This is a genomic window from Streptomyces sp. NPDC091209 (genome assembly GCF_044757755.1).
Lineage (GTDB): Bacteria > Actinomycetota > Actinomycetes > Streptomycetales > Streptomycetaceae > Streptomyces.
In genome coordinates this window covers 45,666-64,745 of the sequence record NZ_JBIVVR010000003.1, presented here as the reverse complement: position 1 = coordinate 64,745, position 19,080 = coordinate 45,666, and the positions used below count along the sequence as shown (strand labels likewise).

Annotated in this window: 22 protein-coding genes; 5 read left to right on the top strand and 17 right to left on the bottom strand. The window is 70.5% G+C overall.

What is annotated here, in order from left to right; all coding sequences use genetic code 11:
• Nucleotides 1-127 precede the first annotated feature (127 nt).
• A complete protein-coding gene (locus ACIQRL_RS10485) occupies nt 128-787 on the bottom strand; it encodes a hypothetical protein (RefSeq protein WP_401329740.1) in 660 nt (219 codons plus the stop codon).
• Nucleotides 788-978: 191 nt separating this feature from the next.
• On the opposite strand from ACIQRL_RS10485, the gene dtd reads away from it, so the two are divergent.
• Entirely contained in the window at nt 979-1,404 is a 426-nt protein-coding gene (dtd, locus tag ACIQRL_RS10480) for a D-aminoacyl-tRNA deacylase (RefSeq protein ID WP_355983883.1), read from the top strand.
• Nucleotides 1,405-1,488: 84 nt separating this feature from the next.
• Here the strand turns inward: dtd and ACIQRL_RS10475 are convergent, their stop codons facing one another.
• From ACIQRL_RS10475 to ACIQRL_RS10450, 6 genes are all read right to left on the bottom strand, one after another.
• A complete protein-coding gene (locus ACIQRL_RS10475) occupies nt 1,489-2,454 on the bottom strand; it encodes a YgfZ/GcvT domain-containing protein (RefSeq protein ID WP_401329736.1) in 966 nt (321 codons plus the stop codon).
• Nucleotides 2,455-2,581: 127 nt separating this feature from the next.
• Complete coding sequence (locus ACIQRL_RS10470) at nt 2,582-3,007, bottom strand: Fur family transcriptional regulator (protein ID WP_401329733.1); 426 nt, start codon at nt 3,005-3,007, stop codon at nt 2,582-2,584.
• Between the two features lie 74 nt (nt 3,008-3,081).
• Nucleotides 3,082-3,657: an FABP family protein gene (locus ACIQRL_RS10465; RefSeq protein ID WP_389070857.1), complete on the bottom strand. Its 576-nt coding sequence runs from the start codon at nt 3,655-3,657 to the stop codon at nt 3,082-3,084.
• A gap of 263 nt (nt 3,658-3,920) precedes the next feature.
• Nucleotides 3,921-4,841 carry a hypothetical protein gene (locus ACIQRL_RS10460; RefSeq protein WP_401329730.1) on the bottom strand — a complete coding sequence of 307 codons (921 nt, stop codon included), beginning with the start codon at nt 4,839-4,841 and terminating at the stop codon, nt 3,921-3,923.
• Nucleotides 4,838-5,623, bottom strand: coding sequence for a hypothetical protein (locus ACIQRL_RS10455; protein ID WP_401329728.1), 786 nt, complete (start codon nt 5,621-5,623; stop codon nt 4,838-4,840). The genes ACIQRL_RS10460 and ACIQRL_RS10455 overlap by 4 nt, the downstream gene beginning before the upstream one ends.
• Before the next feature lie 164 nt (nt 5,624-5,787).
• A complete protein-coding gene (locus ACIQRL_RS10450; RefSeq protein ID WP_401329725.1) occupies nt 5,788-6,603 on the bottom strand; it encodes a hypothetical protein in 816 nt (271 codons plus the stop codon).
• A 267-nt stretch (nt 6,604-6,870) separates the two neighbouring features.
• Between ACIQRL_RS10450 and ACIQRL_RS10445 the strand changes: the two genes are divergently transcribed.
• A complete protein-coding gene (locus ACIQRL_RS10445) occupies nt 6,871-7,233 on the top strand; it encodes a DsrE family protein (RefSeq protein ID WP_261702080.1) in 363 nt (120 codons plus the stop codon).
• Between the two features lie 54 nt (nt 7,234-7,287).
• On the opposite strand, the gene ACIQRL_RS10440 is transcribed toward ACIQRL_RS10445, so the two are convergent.
• From ACIQRL_RS10440 to ACIQRL_RS10400, 9 genes are all read right to left on the bottom strand, one after another.
• Nucleotides 7,288-7,683: a VOC family protein gene (locus ACIQRL_RS10440; protein ID WP_401329723.1), complete on the bottom strand. Its 396-nt coding sequence runs from the start codon at nt 7,681-7,683 to the stop codon at nt 7,288-7,290.
• Between the two features lie 73 nt (nt 7,684-7,756).
• The gene (locus ACIQRL_RS10435; protein WP_401329721.1) at nt 7,757-8,020 is read right to left on the bottom strand and encodes a DUF3099 domain-containing protein; all 264 of its coding nucleotides are present in this window, start codon (nt 8,018-8,020) and stop codon (nt 7,757-7,759) included.
• Between the two features lie 177 nt (nt 8,021-8,197).
• Complete coding sequence (locus ACIQRL_RS10430) at nt 8,198-8,485, bottom strand: DUF1416 domain-containing protein (protein ID WP_054232391.1); 288 nt, start codon at nt 8,483-8,485, stop codon at nt 8,198-8,200.
• A gap of 30 nt (nt 8,486-8,515) precedes the next feature.
• Nucleotides 8,516-9,361 (bottom strand): sulfurtransferase, encoded by an 846-nt coding sequence (locus ACIQRL_RS10425; protein WP_401329717.1) that lies wholly within the window; start codon nt 9,359-9,361, stop codon nt 8,516-8,518.
• 148 nt (nt 9,362-9,509) lie between these two features.
• A complete protein-coding gene (locus ACIQRL_RS10420) occupies nt 9,510-9,590 on the bottom strand; it encodes a putative leader peptide (protein WP_350310325.1) in 81 nt (26 codons plus the stop codon).
• 285 nt (nt 9,591-9,875) lie between these two features.
• Nucleotides 9,876-10,625 carry a DUF2993 domain-containing protein gene (locus ACIQRL_RS10415; RefSeq protein WP_401329715.1) on the bottom strand — a complete coding sequence of 250 codons (750 nt, stop codon included), beginning with the start codon at nt 10,623-10,625 and terminating at the stop codon, nt 9,876-9,878.
• Between the two features lie 143 nt (nt 10,626-10,768).
• Nucleotides 10,769-11,965 (bottom strand): hypothetical protein, encoded by a 1,197-nt coding sequence (locus tag ACIQRL_RS10410; RefSeq protein WP_401330786.1) that lies wholly within the window; start codon nt 11,963-11,965, stop codon nt 10,769-10,771.
• 8 nt (nt 11,966-11,973) lie between these two features.
• Nucleotides 11,974-12,228, bottom strand: a complete 255-nt coding sequence (locus ACIQRL_RS10405) for a MoaD/ThiS family protein (RefSeq protein WP_365879162.1) — start codon at nt 12,226-12,228, stop codon at nt 11,974-11,976.
• A gap of 75 nt (nt 12,229-12,303) precedes the next feature.
• On the bottom strand, nt 12,304-13,185 hold the full coding sequence (locus ACIQRL_RS10400; RefSeq protein WP_401329712.1) for an alpha/beta hydrolase family protein: 882 nt from the start codon (nt 13,183-13,185) through the stop codon (nt 12,304-12,306).
• Nucleotides 13,186-13,437: 252 nt separating this feature from the next.
• On the opposite strand from ACIQRL_RS10400, the gene ACIQRL_RS10395 reads away from it, so the two are divergent.
• Both ACIQRL_RS10395 and ACIQRL_RS10390 read left to right on the top strand, forming a co-directional pair.
• The gene (locus ACIQRL_RS10395; RefSeq protein WP_401329709.1) at nt 13,438-14,256 is read left to right on the top strand and encodes a response regulator transcription factor; all 819 of its coding nucleotides are present in this window, start codon (nt 13,438-13,440) and stop codon (nt 14,254-14,256) included.
• Between the two features lie 23 nt (nt 14,257-14,279).
• Entirely contained in the window at nt 14,280-15,302 is a 1,023-nt protein-coding gene (locus ACIQRL_RS10390) for a LacI family DNA-binding transcriptional regulator (RefSeq protein ID WP_401329706.1), read from the top strand.
• 100 nt (nt 15,303-15,402) lie between these two features.
• Here ACIQRL_RS10390 and ACIQRL_RS10385 read toward each other — a convergent pair whose 3' ends face one another.
• Nucleotides 15,403-17,160 (bottom strand): trypsin-like serine protease, encoded by a 1,758-nt coding sequence (locus ACIQRL_RS10385; RefSeq protein WP_401329703.1) that lies wholly within the window; start codon nt 17,158-17,160, stop codon nt 15,403-15,405.
• A 700-nt stretch (nt 17,161-17,860) separates the two neighbouring features.
• Between ACIQRL_RS10385 and ACIQRL_RS10380 the strand changes: the two genes are divergently transcribed.
• Nucleotides 17,861-19,072 carry a S1C family serine protease gene (locus tag ACIQRL_RS10380; protein WP_401329701.1) on the top strand — a complete coding sequence of 404 codons (1,212 nt, stop codon included), beginning with the start codon at nt 17,861-17,863 and terminating at the stop codon, nt 19,070-19,072.
• Nucleotides 19,073-19,080 lie beyond the last annotated feature (8 nt).

Sequence of the window (19,080 nt, the reverse complement as noted above, 5' to 3'; positions counted from 1 at the left end):
CGGGGACCCGCTCGGAAGGCATCGGCCGGGTCGTGTCCCGGACCGCACCCCCGCCTCGCGCGGAGCGGAAGCGCGCCTCCTGGATCCCGGCGCACCCCTCGGCCCCGGGATCACCGGGACCGCCACGTCACATGAGCAGGTCGTCTACTTGTGCTTCGCCTTCACGGTACCTGCGGGCGATCTCGGCGCTGCAATCGTCGGCCGTGCGCTGAAGCTGCTGGCGCTGCCGGGAGACCTGCTGCTCGTAGCGGACGAGCCGGCCGAGTCCCGCGACCAGCTCTTCGTCCGTCCGGGCGTCCAGGTCGGACAGCTCCACCTCGGCGAGCATGTCGGCGGCCAGCGCGCGGTACTGCTCGCCGTGCGGCGTGCCCACCGTCACATGACGGGCCGAGGAGCGGTGCCGGGCCGGGGCGTCCGTCAGGATCTCCGGGAGCCGCTCGACGACCGACGGCTTCCCCTCGTCCACGAGCGACCGGGGTCCGGAGGCCGGACCGGACATCCGGCGCTCCCCGCGGCGCGCGAGCTCCGCGCGCAGGATGTCGATACGTCCCTGGAGCAGCCGCCGGACGTAGCTGAGGTCGGCCTCGTCCCGCTGGGCGTCCCGGCGCAGCGTCCGCAGTTCGGGCAGCCGGAGCACGACGATGCCGGGTCGGCCCGGTTCGGTCGCCAGCGGGCCGCTCTCGGTGCGCTGCACCGGCGGCCGTGCCGTCATCCCTTCAGCCCGCCGTGCGCTCGTGCGGGTCAATGACACGGCTCCGGGCTGCTGCCCGGCCCTCGATGTGCTCATGTGCCTCTACCGTCCCCTCGAACAGCGGTCCACCCAACGGGTGCACCGCAACACCCGCATGGTGCCACCCCAGATGGTCGCTATGTGACCGAGTGACCCGATCAGCCCCGGATGGCGGGTTGGTTACCCCGGAAAATCACGCGAAGGGCCCGCAGCGCGCGACGGCGCCAGGGCACGGCATCATGGTCCGCATGCGTGCGGTGGTGCAGAGGGTGGACGGCGCGAGCGTCGTCGTGGACGGCGAGACGGTCGGCGAGATCAGCGGCGAGGGACTGTGCGTCCTCGTCGGGGTCACCCATGAGGACACCAAGGAGAAGGCAGCCCAACTCGCCCGCAAGCTCTGGTCCGTTCGGATGCTGGCCGACGAGCGTTCCTGCTCCGACATCGACGCGCCGCTGCTCGTCATCAGCCAGTTCACGCTGTACGGCGACGCCCGCAAGGGCCGCCGCCCCACCTGGAACGCCGCCGCCCCCGGCGATGTGGCCGAGCCGCTGGTCGACGAGGTCGTCGCCCGACTCCGCGCTCTGGGCGCCACGGTGGCCACGGGCCGGTTCGGCGCCCAGATGCGCGTCTCCCTGACGAACGACGGCCCGTTCACCGTCCTCCTGGAGATGTGAACCCTCCCGGGGTGCGAGCCCTGGAGAAGGTGAGCCTCCGGAGGACATGGCCTCCGGAGACATGGGCCCCCGGAGACATGAGCCCTACGGCTCGACCACGACCTCCTGCGCCGCCGCCGTCGAGTCCGCCATCAGGGGGGCGTCCAGCGGCACGTTGCGCTTCACGAGCGCCAGGGCGATCGGGCCCAGTTCGTAGTGGCGTACGGAAGTGGTGATGAAGCCGATCTTGCGGCCGTCGGGGTCCTCGGTCGCGAGGCGCAGCTCGGTCCCGTGCGGAGGCAGAAGGACCTCGCTGCCGTCGAGGTGGAGGAAGACCAGGCGGCGCGGGGGCTTGCCCAGGTTCTGGACGCGGGCGACCGTCTCCTGGCCTCGGTAGCAGCCCTTCTGGAGGTGCACCGCGGAACCGATCCAGCCCAGCTCGTGCGGGATCGTCCGGTGGTCGGTCTCGAACCCGAGGCGGGGGCGGTGCTGTTCGACGCGCAGGGCCTCGTGGGCGAGCAGTCCGGCCGCGGGACCGGCCTTCTCGGCGTACGAGTCCAGGTCCGCGCGCGGAAGGAAGAGATCACGGCCGTACGGCGTCTCACGGACGACGACGCCCTCGGGGACCTCGGCGATCGAACCGGCCGGGAGCTCGACGACCGCGAAGTCGGCGGTGCGGTCGGCGACTTCGACGCGGTAGAAGAACTTCATGGACTCCAGGTAGGCGATCAGCGCGTCCTGGGTGTCGGGTTCCGTGTGCATCCACACCGTCGTGCCGTCGTCCACGAGGTACAGCGCGTGCTCGATGTGGCCGTTCGCGGAGAGGATCAGCGCCTCGGTGGCGCGGCCCGCCGGGAGGTCGGTGACGTGCTGGGTGAGCAGCAGGTGCAGCCAGGTGAGGCGGTCGTCGCCGGTGACGGTGACGACTCCGCGGTGCGAGAGGTCCACGAAGCCGATGCCGTCGGCGAGGGCGCGCTGCTCACGGAACAGGTCGCCGTAGTGGGCGGCGACGCCTTCGTCCACGCCCTCGGCGGGAACGGCGCCGGGCAGGGACAGGAGGGAGCTCTTCATGGACATACACACTACGACCGTGCGGTCGCCGATTTTATTTCTGCGCCGACGACCGCCTGGTCGCCGAATGTGATCCCGGTTGACCGCCGGTGTTCGTACGAGGTCATTTCCAAGGTCACCTCGGGAGTCACTTCTCCCGGTTCCGGCAGTCCTTGCAGCGTCCGAAGATGGCGAAGTGCTTCATGTCCGTCTCGAAGCCGAAGGTGTCCCGGAGCTTCGCGGTGAACTCGGCGGCGACGGAGACATCGGCCTCGATGACGTTCGTGCAGTCACGGCAGACCAGGTGGATGTGATGGTGGCGGTCGGCCAGGTGGTAGGTCGGCGCGCCGTGCCCCAGATGGGCATGGCTGACCAGCCCGAGCTCCTCCAGGAGCTCCAGGGTCCGGTAGACGGTGGAAATGTTGACCCCCGACGCCGTCTTCCTCACTTCCACGAGGATGTCGTCGGGGGTCGCGTGCTCCAGGGTGTCCACTGCTTCGAGGACAAGCTGGCGCTGCGGCGTCAGCCGGTAGCCGCGCTGCCTGAGGTCGCTCTTCCAGTCGATGCTCACCACACTGGAAGTCTAGGACCATTCCCGTCGGAGCCGACCTGATGAACTGCACGGCGGCTCACGGACCGGACGCCGGTCTACTTGAAGAAGGCGATCCCGTCGTCCGGCATGTCGTCGGGCAGGTCCTTCGCCCAGCGCTCGACGTCCTCGGGGGTGACGACCTTCTTCAGGTGCCCGGACATGTAGGGGCGCAGCTCGACCTCGGGGGTCTGCTTCTCGCCGACCCACATGAGGTCGCTGTTCACATAGCCGTAGAGGCGCTTGCCCCCGCTGTAGGGACCGGACGCGGCCGTACGGGCCACGGCGTCGGTGACCAGGTCGATCTGCGGCTTCTTGTCGGCCAGCTCGCCGTACCAGATCTCGACGACGCCGTCGTCGCGGGTCATCACGACCTCGACCTTGCGGTCGGCGTCGACCCGCCAGAAGCCGGCCTCCGACTCCAGCGGCCGGACCTTCTCGCCGTCCGCGTCGAGCACCCAGCTGTGCGAGCGGTACTCCAGGAAGTCCCGCCCGTCGTGCGTGAAACTGACCTCCTGCCCGAAGTTGCACTTCTCGGAGCCGGGGAAGTCGTAGACACCGACTCCGGCCCAGTCGCCGAGCAGGAAGACAAGGGGGACCAGGTCCTTGTGGAGGTCCGACGGGATCTCGATCATGAGCTGAGCAGTTCCTTGATGGGGGTCAGCGCTGGCCCTGGTACAGCTTCTTCACGGTCAGTCCGGCGAAGGCGAGCACGCCGACGCAGACCAAGGACAGCAGGGTTTCGAAGAAGATCTCCACGGGGTGCTCCTCGGTGAGCGGAACGGGGTCCCCGCCCGGACGTGGCCGGGACTGGGGAGGTACACAAAGGCCGGGCCCCAGCTTACGCGGCTGGGGCCCGGCGCTCTCTGTCAGGTGGGCCCTGTCGGTCCCGTCGCCCTCAGCCGAGGAGCTGACTCTGCAGAACGACCGTCTGCTGGAAGGGCACCGCCTTCGCGGAGTCCTTGCGGGACTGGACGACGAGGGCGATGGTGTCCCCGGCCGACACGTAGGCCTCACGGACCTGTTCGGCGCCGTACGGCTCTCTCTCCGTGTAGGCGTACCGGCTGATCTCGTCGACCGCGGCCCGCTCCGGGAACTGCTCGTCCCGCTCGTTCAGCGCGGCACCACGCAGCGTGTACTGCGGGGAGTCGTAGTTCGCGAGCTGCCCGGCCAGGTCCTCCGCCACGGCGGCGGTGTCGAACTGGAGCAGGTAGATCCGGGTGTGCGTGCCGTCGGAGGTGGTCCAGCCGCGCGCGGCGATGTGCCGCACGGCGTAGCCGGTCAGCAGGTCTCCGAGGGTTTCCCGGGCCTGCGGCTCGGCGTACTGGGCCAGGAAGGTCTTCTGTGCCAGCCAGCCGTCCTCGCCGCGCAGCGCCGCGTCGGTCTTCGCGCCCTTCGGGGCGGGGAGCAGGAGCTCGCGCAGGTCCGCGAAGTGGGAGCCGGCCTTGTTCGAGGAGGCGAACGGCCCCGGGCTGCCGGACGGCAGCGGTGGCTTGACGATCGTCGGGTAGTCCCAGCGCCCGTCGGTCTTCGTCGCCAGTCCGGGTACGTCGGTGCGCTCCATGCTCGTGATGCCGTACGCGGCGGCCGAGCCGACCGCCGCGAACACCACGGTGGCGGCGGTCCAGCGCAGGACGGCGCGCAGCACCCGGCGGTCCTTCTTGACCTTGACCGGGGGCACCTGGGGCTCGCCGGCCTCGTCCGGCCCCGCGACCGCGACGACCGTGGGCGGCGCCTCGGGCATCGGGGGCGACGGCTCGGCCGATGCCGGCTGCTCGGCCACTGGCGCCTGGCCGACCGGTGTCGTCTGCTCGGTCATACCGACTCCCCCGGCTCCTGGATGCGGTCGAGCTGCTCACGGAGGAGCTGCGCAACCCCCTTGGTGTTCATCGGCTTCGCCGCGGACGCGGTGAGGCTGACCTGCACGTCGCCCTGGTAGGCGGAGCAGATCATCATGTCGAGCTTCTCCTTCTTGTCCTTGGGCGGCAGGAAGCACTTGGCGTTCTTGTGGCCCTCGATCTTCGGTCCGGCGCGGAAGATCTTGAGGGCGTCGAAGAGCTCGTTCTGGAACGTGGACCGGTCCCGGATCGCCGCCTTGTCCTCCATCTGGATCAGCTCGATGCTCACCGTGAAAGCGTGGGCCGCGTAGAGCGTGGAGTCGCTCGCGTTCGACGTGCTCAGGTAGCTGCGCATCGCCATGCCCTTGGTGTGCTGCTTGTCGATCTGCTTCTCGATCTGCCGTCGCTGGGAGCGGGGCAGGCCGCGGATCGACTCCTTGCGCAGCGCGGTGGCCTCGCCTCCGCTGAGCGCGGCGTCGGAGCCGAACTCGGCGATGTCCGGCCCGCGGCTCCAGCTGTCGTCGTACGGCACGAGCACGGCGGCCAGGGAGGAGGCGGCCTTCGCCGTCCTGGTCTCCTGCTTGTCCGCCTTGGGAAACGTCCACGTGGGCGCGCCCGCGTCACGGTCGGCGTCCTGGACGGTCACCACGGTGCAGGCGCCGCCCGCGATGACGGCCCCGACGAGCAGCACGGCTCCGGCGACGGCCGCGACCCGGCCACGACGGACGCGCTTCTTGCGGGGCTCCGCGTCAGAGCGGGCCACGTCAACTAGAGCCGCGCCAACGGGAGTCGCTTCAGCAGGAGTCGCTTCGACCGGAGTCGTTTCGTCCGTGGCCGTGTCCGGTACGACGGACTCGGACAGGGGGGTCTCCGGTGGGGTCGGCGCCGGGGCGGACGTCACGTCTTCCGGGTCCGCAGGTCGCTCGTTCACAGCCGCTCCATCTGCCGCTTGGCCAGGTCCATGATCTTCGACTTCGGGATCGGCTTGGAGTCGTAGACCCAGATCTCCATGGCGATGTCACCGCGCGAGGCCGACGCCAACGCCTTGTACATCGGCAGGTAGCCGGCCTTCCGCTCCACCTTGTAGAGGTAGACCATGCCTTCGTTCACACCGGGAATGGCCCAGCTGGTGGTGTCGTCCACGTTCCACCCGCCCGCCCGGTCCGCGGCGCCGAGCTTCTCCTCCTGGCGGTACTGCACCAGCCGGATCTCGGTGCTGTCGGTGCTGCCCACCATCCAGTCGACCTCGGCTCCCCGGCGGAACTCCGACCCGACCAGAGAGCCGAACTCCTGGTCCGCGTTGTCCAGCGAGTCCGCGTAGCCGGCCAGGTCCAGCCAGTGGGCCCCTTCCGGTGCCCAGTCGGGAACCTTGGTGCCCTTCGGCCGCGGAAGCAGCAGCTTGCGCAGGTCGCCGTCCGTCTTCACCCGGTGGTCCTGGGCGGCGGACAGCGGCTCGGGGCCGTCGCCCTTGGCCTGGGTCACCACCGGCTGCGACAGCGAGGGCAGCTCGGCGGGCTCGCGGTCGGCCTGGACCAGAAATCCGGTGCAGGTACCGGCGACGAGGCCGAGCACCGCGGCCGTGGCGATGAGCAGAGTCGTACGACCACGCCGACGGGCCCGGGGCCCTGACGGAGCGTCAATCTGCCCGCCAGGTCCGGCCGTCTCGGCGGACTCGGACGCCACCGGCTCCGCGGACATCGGGGCCGGGGCCGACTCCGGTGCCATCGCCGGGGCCGACGCCACGGTCAACTCCAGTGACGGCGCCGGGGGTTCCTCGGTCGGCACCGGCTGTACGGGTCGTACGGAATCGGCAAGTGCCGTACCGGACTCAGCAATTGGCGCATCCTCGGGCACGCTCGGTCTTTCCGGTGTTTCGGGTGCTTCGGGTCCTACCAAGACGTCCCCCCACGAACGTGAAGAGCGGATTCCGTATCCGCGCGCACAGGAGACCCATGGCCCACACATGGGGTTGCGCGGACGTTGATCACGATTCGGAATACCATGGCGGTCATGGCGAACAAGCTCGTGATCAAGGTGACGGCGGGGGCCGACGCCCCGGAACGCTGCTCACAGGCGTTCACCGTCGCGGCGGTGGCCGTGGCCAGTGGCGTGGAGGTCTCCCTCTGGCTGACCGGCGAGTCCGCGTGGTTCGCGCTGCCGGGCCGCGCCGCCGAGTTCGAGCTGCCGCACGCGGCGCCGCTGCCCGATCTGATCGACTCGATCCTGGCGGCCGGGCGCATCACCCTGTGCACCCAGTGCGCGGCCCGCCGCGACATCACGGAGAAGGACGTCCTGGAGGGCGTACGGATCGCGGGGGCGCAGGTGTTCGTCCAGGAGGCGATGGCGGACGGAACGCAGGCGCTGGTCTACTGACCGCCGCTCCGCCGGCCGGGCCCGCGCACGGGGCCGCCGACGGAAGCCGCGCCGCTACTGACCGCGTCCGCGCCGCCCGCGTGTGTCCACCCAGAGGCAGAAGGGGTGGCCCGCCGGGTCGAACAGCACCCGTACGTCCTCCTGGGGCTGGTGGTCGGCGAGCCGGGCGCCCTGCTCGACGGCGTGGCCGGTCTCCTCGGCCAGGTCGTCGACCTCGATGTCGAGATGGAGCATCATCCGCTGGTCGCCGGGGCCCGCGGGCCATACCGGCGGTGTGTAGAGCGGCTCGGTCTCGAAGGCGAGCGCGATCCCGCCGAACGGCGGGCCGATCAGCACCCAGTCGGGCTCCTCGGCGCGCACCTCGTATCCGAGCAGCCTCCGGTAGAAGTCGGCCAGTTCATGGGCGTCGGGCGCGTCGAACACCACGGTGGACAACCTCGTACGCGACATAGACGCTTTCCGCTCCTACCGCTGCCACCGCTTCACCGCCGCGGTTCCCACCGCCGCGCTCCACCTCTGCCGCTCACTGCTGTTTCTTCTTCTTGCCGTCCAGCTCGTCCCACCACTCGTCGGACTTCGGGTCCCCGGACGGGTCGTCCCACCATCGGTCCTCGGGCCCCCGCCGGTTGGCCACCATCGCGGCCACCGGCGGAATCACCATGGCCACCACACACATCCCGACGGCCGCGGGAACCGACCACAGCCGTACCACTGCCCAGGCGAGGACGAACAGCACGATGCACGTCCCCATCATGGCGAAGTACAGATGACGCCTGCGCGCGTACATACCCCCAGCGTAGGCCCGGACAACCCGTCCGGCTCAGTGTCGGCGGCGCCCGGAGGGCGCGGGCCGCCCAGCAGGGCAAGCCGAAGGGCCGCACCCCGATCCGGTAAGCGTCCAACCCCCGGGGGTGCGGCCCTTCGGCCGTTCAGTCGACTGCCGTCAGGGACGGCGGTCCGCCGTTCAGACGGCGATCGCGACCTCGGCGAGGCCGCCCGTCTGGGCGACGACCGTGCGGTCGGCGGTGCCACCGGGGACCAGCGCGCGGACGGTCCAGGTGCCCTCGGCCGCGTAGAAGCGGAACTGACCCGTCGCGGAGGTGGGGACCTCCGCGGTGAACTCGCCGGTCGAGTCCAGGAGACGGACGTAGCCCGTCACCGGCTCGCCGTCGCGGGTCACCTGACCCTGGATCGTGGTCTCACCGGGCTTGATCGTCGAGGCGTCGGGGCCGCCGGCCTTCGCTCCACACATATTTCGATTCCGTCCTTCAGGCCTTGAGGGTTACTTGTTGGCGCCGAGCTCGATCGGCACACCGACGAGGGAGCCGTACTCGGTCCAGGAGCCGTCGTAGTTCTTGACGTTCTGCACACCGAGGAGCTCGTGCAGCACGAACCAGGTGAGCGCGGAACGCTCACCGATGCGGCAGTAGGCGATCGTGTCCTTGGCGAGGTCGACCTGCTCGGCGGCGTAGAGCTCCTTGAGCTCGTCGTCCGACTTGAAGGTGCCGTCGTCGTTGGCGTTCTTCGACCACGGGATGTTGCGGGCGCTCGGGACGTGGCCCGGACGCTGCGACTGCTCCTGCGGCAGGTGCGCCGGGGCGAGCAGCTTGCCGCTGAACTCGTCGGGCGACCGGACGTCGACCAGGTTCTGCGAACCGATCGCGGCGACGACGTCGTCACGGAAGGCGCGGATGGAGCTGTCCTGGGCCTGGGCCTTGTACGCGGTGGCGGCGCGCTCGGGGATCTGCGAGCCGTCGACCAGGTCGCGGGAGTCGAGCTCCCACTTCTTGCGGCCGCCGTCGAGCAGCTTCACGTTCTCGTGGCCGTAGAGCTTGAAGTACCAGTACGCGTAGGACGCGAACCAGTTGTTGTTGCCGCCGTAGAGGACGACCAGCGTGTCGTTGCCGATGCCCTTCGACGAGAGGAGCTTCTCGAAGCCCTCCTGGTCGATGAAGTCACGGCGGACCGGGTCCTGGAGGTCCTTGGTCCAGTCGATCCGGATGGCGTTCTTGATGTGGTTCTTCTCGTACGCCGACGTGTCCTCGTCGACCTCGACGACGGCCACGTTCGGGTCGTCCAGGTGGTCCTGGACCCAATCGGCGTCTACCAGGACGTCGCTGCGGCTCATGCTCGTTCTCCTCCGGGGCAGTTGCGGCGGGGTGGTGCGTTGGAGAGGCTGCGCGGTGCTGCATGCCGGTGAGGGCTGCGCGGCGCAATGGTGGCCCGGACAAGAGAGGTCCAGAGGCCCGGCTCGCGGAAGGCGGGAACGCTTCCGCTCAGAAGGTGCGACAGAGCATGGCGGCGACGCGGCACAGGTCTACTGCCCGCCGCTTCGTGAGGTCCGCCTGTCGCTTCATGGGTCCGATCGTAGGGACGGACAGGCGGACATGTCACCGGCGTGTCGGATGATGAGACGCGATCGTCCGCATGGTGATACGCGAACGCTGTCGGGGCCCTGCCCGCACGGATTCCGGGGGGCGGTATCGGTCATCACTTCGACAGCGCATCTGCGGTACGGACGGGCCCGTCTCGCCTTTCGGACAGCCACCCCTCGGCCGGAGTCTTCCCCCGGACCGGTCCGGGGGAACCTCCACCGCAGGTCCGGCCCCCCGGGAGTTTCCCGCCGGGTCCGGTCGGGCCTTCTACCCGACGAGCCTGACGTCCGAACCCTTCACCGAGATCTCGACGCCGTCCGGGGCCGCCTGGACCTTGTCGAGCTTGATGCCGCCGGGCAGCTGTTCGATCGTCTGCTGGAAGTCGGTGATCGAGCGGATCCGGTTCTCGGCGAGCTGGATGCCCACCTTGGGCAGCGAGTCGGCGTGCACCTTCACGGTGTCACCGGAGACGATGACGGAGCTGAGCACCGGCACCGTCTGCTTCCGCTCGGCCCCGCCGAGGGACACCGACACCGAGACCATGACCTTGATCTTGCCGTTGCCGCCGTCGGAGAGGCTGACGACCTGAGCGGTGAGGCCGGGCGCGACCCGCGCGGGCTCGGACTTGGCGGCCTTGAGCAGCTCGGCGTACGAGATCGACGCACTGCCGGTGGCGCGGCTCGCCGTGGCGGAGGTGTAGCCGCCGTTGAAGGCGACGCCGTGCATCTCCGCGTTGAGGTCGTCGATGCGGATGGTGCCGGCGGAGGAGCCCGTGCCGCCCGTCGACGCCTCGTAGTCCTTGATGCCGACCTTCACGTCGTCGAGCTCGCCGCCGAAGACCTGGGTGAGGAACGGAAAGCCCCCGATGGACACGTCGGGGGTGGCCGCGAGGCCCTCGGCGCTCTTGATCCGGCCGGCCGCCTCGTCCTCCGCGAACCCGACCGCCAACCGGTCGGCGAGAACGAACAGACCGCCGAGAACGACTAACAGGATCAGGCTTATTCGCAGTGCGCGCATGCTCGATGTTCCCCCACCCGGGACGGCCCCGTCTGAACGACCGAGTGGCCGCCGAACGCGAGCCTAACCCCGAAGGGCCCCCGGATCGGGGGCCCTTGAAGGTAGTTGTCGATCACCTGTGACGATTCGGCGCGGTCGGCCGGTCAGCCCAGCACGCGGCCCAGCAGGTAGACCGCCGGAGCCGCGGCGGCCAGCGGAAGGGCCACGCCCGCGGTGAAGTGGACGAACCGGGACGGGTAGTCGTAGCTGGCCACGCGGTGCCCGATCAGCGCGCAGGCACCCGCGCCGAGGCCCAGGAAGGCGCCCTTCGTTCCCAGGTCCGTCATCCCGCCGACCGCGATACCGGCGCCCGCGGCGGCCAGCAGCGCGACGACCACGGAGGCCGCCGTGGGCAGCGGCAGCGCGCGGGCCAGGATCGCCACGGCGACCGCGGCGGCGCCCACCGTCACGGCGTCCGGCTCGGCCGCCAGATGCCCGGCCGCGATGATCGACAGCGCCGCGGAGACGACGGTCGCCATCAGGCCGTACATCCGGGTGTCCGGGTCGGCGTGGCTGCGCAGTTGCAGCACGAGGGTCAGCAGGACCCACACCCCGAGGGTGCCGAGGATCGCGGCGGGCGCGTTCTCCCGGCCGGCCGCGAGCAGGGCCACGTCGGCCGTCACCGCGCCCAGGAACGCCAGCGCGATGCCCTGCCGGGCGGGCCACATCCCGTTCAGCCGGAACCAGCCAGCCGCCGTGACGGCCTGCAGCAGGACGAGCGGGACGACGAGCGCGTACTCCCCGATCGCCGCCGCCCCGGAGAGCAGCAGCGCGAGCAGCGCCGTCAGCGCGGCCGGCTGCATGCCCGGCTCGATGACGGGCGAACGTCCCTCGGCGCGGGCACGCTGGGCGTCGGTGATCCGGCTCTGGCCGGTGACGGTCGCGGGCCCGTAGGCCGCGCCGGTCCCCCTCACGCTCTCCGGAAGGGTCCCGCCGGGGCGGTACGGGTCGGCGGAGCCATCGGTGCCGGGTGCCTCGCCGGCGGCCGGCGCGTACGCCGGGTTCCACGGCTGTGCCGGAGCCTCGGGCGGCAGGGCCGCTCCAGCGGCTCCGTACCCCTGGGGCTCGCCGTAGCCCTGGTGGCCCTGGGGCTCGCCGTAGGTCTGGTAGCCCTGCGGAGGCAGATACGAGGTGTCGGCCGCGGGGACCGGCGGCTGCGCCTGGGTCTCCCAGGTCCGCCCCTCCCACTGCTGGGTGTGCTGCGGCCACTCGGGCTGCTGCTGAGGGTCCCGCTGGGGCTGCTGCGGTTGCTGATACGGGTCGTACCCCTCGTGCCGACCCTCGTACGGCTGGTTGCTCATCGTCTCGCTCACCCTCCTGCGAACGGCGGGAGCACCTCGACCGTGCCGCCCTCGGCCAGCCGTACCGTCTCATGCCCGCGGGTCCCCACGGGATCACCGTCGATCAGGAACGAGCATCGCCGCAGGACGCGGACGAGTTCGCCGGGGTGTCGTTCGCGGGCCGCGTCGAGTGCCTCGGCGAGCGTGCCCGCGTCGTACGGCTCGTCGCCGACGCCTGCCGCGGCCTTGGCGGCGGCCCAGTAACGCACCGTGCCCTTTGCCATCTCGTTCCTCAATCAGCGATCTGGTGTGTTCTGGTGTGTGGTGTCCGCGCGTCTGTTTGCGTGAACCCCGTCAGGCTAGCCCGCGTGGGTGACGCCCCAGTCCCCGATCCGGGCGAGCAGGTCGTCGGCGGCGGCGTTCTCGGCGTGCCCCATGCCGTGCTCCAGCCACAGGTCGGCGTGGCCGCCGGAGACCTCGGCCAGCATGCGCGGGTGGTCGACCGGGAAATACCCGTCCTGGTCGCCGTGGACGATGAGGAGCGGGGTCGGCGCGATGCGCGGGACGCACTCGACCGGGGACGCCGGCACCGGGTCCCAGTCACGGTGATGGATCCGGGTCCGCAGACCGAACCGGCCCACGATCCGGCCCTCCGGGCGGGTTACCAGCCAGTGCACCCGCCGCATAGGGGCCGTACCCCGGTAGTACCAGCGGGCCGGAGCGCTCACCGAAACCACCGCGTCCGTACGCGCCCCTGTGCGCCCCTCGTGCTCCCGGCCGGGCACCGGCTCACCACCGGGCCCCGGGCCCTTCTCCCCGTAGAGCGCCGCGTGCCGCAGCACCACCGAGCCGCCCATCGAGAAGCCGACGGTCACGATCCGGGTGTGCCCGAGTTCACGCGCCCAGGCGACCGCGGCGGCCAGATCGTGGACCTCGCGGTCGCCGACGGTCGAACGGCCGCCCGATCCCCCGTGACCACGGAAGGAGAAGGTGACCACCGGCGCCCTGCGGGCGAGGACGCCGGCCGCGCGGCGGACGTGCGGACGGTCCAGATCACCGGTGAATCCGTGTGCGACGATGAACGCAAGGTCACCGGACGACTCCGTTCCGGGGTCGTAGGCCGCATCGATCGTCACCCCGTCGACCGTGCGCAGAAACTTCCGCAAAGGGACGTGCGACGTTGTCTCAAGGTGTGGACTCTTGAAAGATCGCGTCACTTGACCTGCCGGACCTGAGCTCATGTGGGCTATTCTGCTGGGCATGAGGACTCGGGCAGAGTAGCCCCCGGGTCCTTTTGTGCTTTCGGAAGCGTTGTATACGAAACGGGAAACCGCAGGTGTACGGGCCCCGGACGCACAGCGGATCCCAGGGGCTCGGGAACCGCGCGTACAGAGCAGTGCCGCAAACGTCCTCGCAGGGACCGAGGAGGAACCAGACGTTATGGGCGAGCGAACCGTGCACGAAGGCAGGACGACCCAAGTGGGTGAGGCGCGATGAGTTCTCTGTTGCTCCTGACCAATGCCCTTCAGCCGTCGACGGAGGTGCTTCCCGCTCTCGGCCTGCTGCTGCACAACGTGCGCGTGGCTCCGGCCGAAGGCCCAGCTCTCGTCGACACCCCGGGTGCCGACGTCATCCTGATCGACGGACGACGTGATCTCCCGCAGGTCCGCAGCCTGTGCCAGCTGCTGCGCTCCACGGGACCCGGCTGTCCGCTCATCCTCGTCGTGACCGAGGGCGGCCTCGCGGCCGTCACCGCCGACTGGGGCATCGACGACGTCCTCCTCGACACGGCCGGTCCGGCCGAGGTCGAGGCGCGGCTGCGGCTCGCGATGGGCCGCCAGCAGATCGTCAACGACGACTCCCCCATGGAGATCCGCAACGGCGACCTCTCCGTGGACGAGGCGACCTACAGCGCCAAGCTCAAGGGCCGGGTCCTCGACCTCACCTTCAAGGAGTTCGAGCTCCTGAAGTACCTCGCGCAGCACCCGGGCCGCGTCTTCACCCGCGCCCAGCTGCTCCAGGAGGTCTGGGGCTACGACTACTTCGGCGGTACGCGGACGGTCGACGTCCATGTACGACGGCTGCGGGCGAAGCTCGGACCCGAGCACGAGTCGCTGATCGGAACCGTCCGGAACGTCGGTTATCGATTCGTTACCCCGGAGAAGGTGGACCGCGCCGCGGACGGCGCGAAGGCCAAGGCGGCCCAGCCAAAGCCGGAGGATGCGGACGAGACGGCACAGCTGGACAGCGCCGCCCCCGCGGAGGCCGCGGCTGAGCCGCAGGAAGCCGCCGTACGCCCTGCCCAGAGGTAGGTCCATCCGCGTAGACTCCGCGCGTGGCCAAGGTGACTAGGGATGATGTAGCGCGACTGGCGGGTACCTCTACCGCCGTCGTCAGCTACGTCATCAACAACGGACCCCGGCCGGTCGCCCCGGCCACGCGCGAGCGCGTTCTCGCCGCGATCAAGGAGCTGGGGTACCGGCCCGACAGGGTCGCCCAGGCCATGGCCTCGCGGAAGACGGAGCTCATAGGCCTGATCGTGCCGGACGCACGCCAGCCCTTCTTCGGGGAGATGGCGCACGCCGTCGAACAGGCCGCCGCAGAGCGCGGAAAAATGGTCCTGGTCGGCAACTCCGACTACATCGCCGAGCGCGAGGTGCACTATCTGCGCGCCTTCCTCGGCATGCGGGTCTCCGGACTGATCCTCGTCAGCCACGCGCTGAACGACCACGCGGCCGCCGAGATCGACGCGTGGGACGCCCGCGTGGTGCTCCTGCACGAGCGCCCCGAGGCGATCGACGACGTGGCCGTCGTCACCGACGACATAGGGGGCGCCCAGCTCGCCACCCGGCACCTTCTGGAACACGGGTACGAGTACGTGGCCTGTCTCGGCGGTACGGCCGAGACGCCCGCCGTCGGCGACCCCGTCTCCGACCACGTCGAGGGCTGGCGCCGTGCCATGCAGGAGGCCGGCAAGCCGACCGAGGGCCGGCTCTTCGAGGCCCCGTACAACCGGTACGACGCCTACCAGGTCGGCCTGGAGCTGCTCGCCGGGCCGCACCGGCCGCCGGCCATCTTCTGCTCCACGGACGACCAGGCCATCGGTGTCCTGCGCGCGGCGCGCGAGCTGCGCATCGACGTTCCGGGGCAGCTCGCGGTCGCCGGGTTCGACGACGTCAAGGAAGCGGCCCTGACCGACCCTCCTCTGACAACGATTGCATCGGACCGCTCGGCGATGGCCCGCGCGGCCGTGGACCTCGTCCTGGACGACGGACTGCGCGTTCCCGGGTCCCGCCGCGAGCGGCTGAAGCTGTTTCCCTCCCGGCTGGTGGTACGCCAGTCCTGCGGCTGCCAGTAGGCCCCCGGGCCTGCCGCCGCCCCACCTGCGGACAGCGGAGATCCCCGCGCCCCTGAGGGGACGCGGGGATCTCTGTTCACAGCGGTGGGACAGACGGGAACTAGAACAGCAGGTTGTACTGGTTGAAGCCGGTGCCCAGGCTCTTGCGGGTGCCGAAGAGGCTGCTGGAGGCCTTGCCGGTGCCGGGGTAGAGCCAGAGCGTGCCGCCCGAGTCGCGGGCGACGATGTCGGCGACACCGTCACCGGTCACGTCGCCGTTGGCCACGGTCGAGGTGAAGTTCCAGCCGGTACGGGCCTGGATCCGCGCCGAGAACGGGGTCTTCTCGACCTGCGTGCCCCGGTAGAGGTACAGGACGCCCGAGCTGTTGCGGACCAGCAGGTCGGCGCGGCCGTCGCCGGACAGGTCGCCGTGGCCGAAGATCTTGACGTTCTTCCACGCCTTGTCGACGATCTTGACCCGGCCGTAGAACTGGCCGTTGCCCTTGCCCGGGTAGAGGTAGACCGAACCGTCGGAGTCCACCGCGACCAGGTCGGGGCGGGCGTCACCGGTCAGGTCACCGGGAACGGCGTACGACTTGTAGCCGCCCCACACCGAGCTGATCTGCATCCACTCGAACTCGCCCGTGCTGTGGTCCAGGTAGCTGCGGTAGAGCTTGCCGTCGTTCTTGTCGCGTTCGATCAGGTCCTGGAAGAAGTCCCGGTCCAGATCCGCCTGCAGGACCCAGCTGGCGTTCTGCCAGTTGTTGCCCTGGTAGGCGCGGGCGGCGAGCGAGGTGCCCTTGCTGTCCTGCTCGAACAGGCCGCCGGACGGCGTGCGCTCCAGCAGGTCGGCACGGCCGTCGAAGGTCAGGTCCGTGTCGTCGATGCGGGGCTGGGCCGCCCAGGTGTACGAGGACACCTTGGTGAACACCGGGTAGGCGCCCTTCGCGGTGCAGCCGGAGACACCCCACGAGACGATGCCGACGATCTTGCCGCCGACGATCACCGGACCGCCGGAGTCACCGTTGCACGGGCTCTTGGTGCCCTCGTCGACGCCGGTCGCCGGAGTGCCCGCACAGAACATCGAGCCCTCGACGAAGTCGTCCTCCTGGAGGACCGAGTTCATCGCGCTGTTGCAGGTGGAGTCGGAGACCAGCGGCAGGGTGACCTTGCGCAGGTTCGCCGACAGGTCGGCGTCCGTGGCGCCGGAGGTCAGACCCCAGCCGTAGACGGTGGCGGAGTTGCCGGCCTTGTACGAGGCGCTGTCGCCCGCGGCCACCAGCTTCTGCCACTGCTGCTCCAGAGGACGGTCCAGGGTGAGGACCGCGATGTCGTTCTGGAGGGTCGTCTTGTCGTAGTGCGGGTGGTTCCACTGGCGGTAGACGCCCGCGACGGTGCCGTTGGTGTCGTCCAGCAGACCGGTGGCGCCGGCGACGACCGCGCCGTTGTCCGCCCAGTCCAGACCCGCGACGCAGTGCGCCGCCGTCAGCACCTTGTTCGGGGCGACGAGGGTGCCGCCGCAGAAGTAGCCGGTCTGCGCCGTGCTGTCGTAATAGGAGAGCTGGACCATCCACGGCGCGGAGGAGATCGTCGTCTCGGTGCCGCCGATGATGAACGGCGTCTTCTTGGGAGCCGTGTCGGGGGTCGCCTGGCTCTTGGCGGCCTCCAGGACGCGGTGGCGCAGCTCCTTGTCGGAGGCGGTCGGCGCGGGCGCCGCCGTGGACTGGGCGACGCTCGCGTCGGGCAGTCCGGCCGGGTTGTCGGCCGCGGTGGCGGGCTGCGCCGCGAGGGCGCCGGCGCAGGTCAGCGCCAGCGCGAGAGCGGCCGTCGGCAACGCCGTGGCGGGGCGTCTCCAGCGGTCGCGCAGGGCAGGTATCACTCAGACTCCTGGTGTGGGTGCGTGTGCGGTCTTCTTCGCAAGAGGCCCGAGAAGGGCGTACGACGCACCGGCCCGACCGTCGACAGCAATCGCTTGCCTCGACATCGGGCGTAACCGCGGAGCCCCCCTCCGGCCCGGGAATCGTAGGCCCCACAGACCCCTCGGCACACGGCCTTCACACCGGCCGGAAGAGTGTTCGTCCCCGGCGTTCCGGGACATCACCCGGGCGCAACCCGCCGTTTGCCTGAGCGGAGCGGTCCGGCCGCGGGGGCCCGCCCCGGATACCCCGGACGCCCCGGACGCTCGGCGGGCGGCCGCGGACGCACGCAGGACGCCGGACGCCAGACGCCGCGACGGAATGCGACGGGCGCACCGCCGGACCTGCGGTGGGACGCGGCGCGCGCATCGCCGGAGCTGCGGAGGGATGCGGGGGGCGCACCGCCGGACCTGCGGAGGGCGCATCGCCGGGCCCCGCGGCGGGATGCGGCGGCACATCACCAGGCCCCCCGGCGGGATGCGGCGGGCGCACGCCTAACCCTGCGCCGGGCACACCGTAGGCCGCACCGGGGACGCACCGGGAACGCACAGAGAGCTCGCAGGGGGCTCACGGGAAGCGTCTTTATATCGGGCATACGAGGTTCTGTCGGGCTTCTCAGGGACCGCTCAGGGAGCTCTCATGATCCGGGGACAGTCTTATTTCATGACCGACAGCTTCCGCCGCAGCGGCGAGTACCCCCAGGGCGACGACCACGGGTCCGCGTACCCCGAGCAGCAGTCGCATCCCTCCTCCCCCGCGAACCCCGAGTGGCCTCCACCGCCGGCGTACGACCCGGCCGCGCCGGTCCACGTCGAGCCGGGCACCACCGTCTGGCCGGGCTCCGGTCACGGTGGCAGCGGCGGGAACGGCGGCCACGGCCCCGGCCCGTACGCCGGGTACCCCGAGCCCGACCCGCTCGGCTCCACCGCGGCGTTCGCGACGACGGCCGCCGGCCATGCCGAGCCCCCCGCGACCGCCACCAGCAGGCGGCGCGCGAAGGGTCCATTCGCCCTGCTCGCCGCCGTGGCCATCGTCGCCGCGGCGATCGGCGGCGGCACCGCGTACGCCTTCCAGGAGCTGACCGGCAACGACACCGTCGCCTCCAGCAGCACCTCCACGAGCGTCGTGCCCACCAGCCAGCGCGGCACCGTCTCCGGCGTCGCCAAGGCGGTCAGCCCGAGCATCGTCGAGATCAGCGCGACCTCGAACGCGGGCTCGTCCACCGGCTCGGGCGTGATCATCACGACCGGCGGCGAGATCGTCACCAACAACCACGTCATCTCGGGCGCCTCCGCGATCAAGGTCCAGCTGAACGACGGCAAGTCGTACACCGCGAAGGTCGTCGGCACCGACAGCAAGAAGGACCTCGCGCTGATCAAGCTGGAGAACGCGCCGTCCGGTCTGAAACCGGCCACGCTCGGCGACTCCGCCGGCATCCAGGTCGGTGACCAGGTCGTCGCGATCGGCTCCCCGGAGGGCCTGACCGGCACCGTCACCAGCGGCATCGTCTCCGCCCTCGACCGTGACGTGACCGTCTCCACCGACGAGAGCCAGGGCCAGCAGCAACAGCAGGGCGGCAGCGGCCAGTGGCCGTTCGAGTTCGGCGGCCGCCAGTTCAACGGCGACACCGGCTCCTCCACGACGACGTACAAGGCCCTGCAGACCGACGCCTCGCTCAACCCGGGCAACTCCGGCGGCGCCCTCATCGACATGAACGGCAACATCGTCGGCATCAACTCCGCGATGTACTCCGCCGCTTCGGACTCCTCGTCGTCCTCGTCGAGCGCGGGCAGTGTCGGCCTCGGCTTCGCCATCCCGATCAACACCGTCAAGTCCGACCTCGCTACGCTGCGGGCCGGCGGTTCCGACAGCTGACCCCGGAG